The 1,418-nt window shown below is 62.9% G+C and carries 1 protein-coding gene and 1 pseudogene; one reads left to right on the top strand and one right to left on the bottom strand.

Annotated elements, in window-relative coordinates; translation table 11 throughout:
- Positions 1–228: pseudogene (locus tag B2W70_RS13975) on the bottom strand (hydroxyacid dehydrogenase); the annotation flags it as partial.
- 268 nt (positions 229–496) lie between these two features.
- Between B2W70_RS13975 and B2W70_RS13970 the strand changes: the two are divergent.
- Positions 497–1,418, top strand: a 922-nt coding sequence (locus B2W70_RS13970; protein WP_286746583.1) for a Fic family protein, incomplete at its 3' end; no start/stop codon positions are given.

The following is a 1,418-nucleotide window of genomic DNA, read 5'->3' as shown; positions in this document are numbered from 1 at the left end:
CAGGTAGTTCTTGCCGTCGGCGGCAGTTACCGAGGATTCCTCGGTAACTGAAACCGCCTCCAGTTCCCCGTCAGCAAAGACATTCTTGAGGTGCAGCCCCACGTTGTCTGTGCTCACGTCAAACAGCTGGGCCATTTCGCGCTGAGTCAGCCAGACCGTTTGGTCTTTCGCCCGCAGCTTGATCTGGCTGCGGCCGTCTTCGGTGGTGTAGAGGATGAGGTCGGTCATGGTGCAGGTGTGGAGGCCGCAACAACAGGCGTCGAAACAACTCGTCATTGTCCTCGCCCATTTCGGTCGGTTCGCGAATGGCGCACTGGCCGTGGCTGAGGAGGTTCAGCGCCTGGAGGCAGAAGGCAATCCGTGTGTCCAAAGAACGAGGTGATCTTCTCCATGACGCTGCGCAGAGGATTGAAATGAAAGCCCGCTTTCATCCTTGCTTGACAAATTAAAGAATGTTTTAATTTGACGAAGACACATTCAAGCAGGCTTTCACACCATGCGCAGCACAGGCACCCACGCCATCTCCACGCCCCTGGGCGAGCCCGTCCGGGCCTTCGTGCCGCACACGCTCCCGCCACATGACCCAGCCCTGTCGCCCGACGCCTTCAGCGCGCTCAACCACACGGCTGAGCTGGCCTTGGCTCGCCTGTCCGGCGTCTCTGGGCTGACACCTTCGGTGGACTGGCTGCTCTACAGCGCCATCCGCAAGGAAGCCTTGCTGACCTCTCAGATCGAAGGCACCCAGGCCACGCTGGTGGACCTGTTCGATGACGAGGCCGGGTTGGCCATCGGCAACGCCGATGACGTCGAAGAGGTCACCAACTACCTGCGCGCCTTCCGCCAGGTACAGGGCCATTTGCGCGCCCCCAATGGCTTGCCCATCAGCGTGCGCCTGCTGTGCGACGCGCACCGCTTGTTGCTCGATGGCGTGCGCGGTTCGGGCAAGCAGCCCGGCGAGTTGCGCCGTTCGCAGAACTGGATCGGCGGCACGCGCCCGGGCAATGCGGCCTTCGTGCCGCCGCCACCCGAGCATGTGGCCAGCCTGCTGGCCGACATGGAGCGATTCATTCACACAGAAGACGCCACCCTGCCGCCTCTGGTCAAGGTGGCCTTGGTGCATGCCCAGTTCGAAACCATCCACCCCTTCCTGGATGGCAATGGCCGCATCGGGCGCCTGCTGATCGCCGCCTTGCTGGAGCATTGGGGCTTGCTGCCCGAACCGCTGATGTACCTCAGCGGCTACCTCAAGCAGCACCAGGCTGAGTACCACCGCCGCTTGTCGGCCATCCGCACCGATGGCGATTGGGAAGGTTGGATCGCTTTCTTCCTGGAGGGTGTGGCCCTGGCTGCGTCCGAGGCCGAGCGCGGTGTGGTGGCCCTGGCGAGTTTGATCACGGCCGATCGGCGTCGGCTGCTGG

Origin of the sequence: Aquabacterium sp. UBA2148 (assembly GCF_002328915.1) — a bacterium.
In the GTDB taxonomy this organism is placed as follows: Bacteria; Pseudomonadota; Gammaproteobacteria; order Burkholderiales; family Burkholderiaceae_C; genus Aquabacterium; species Aquabacterium parvum.
This window is presented reverse-complemented; position numbering and strand designations above follow the sequence as displayed.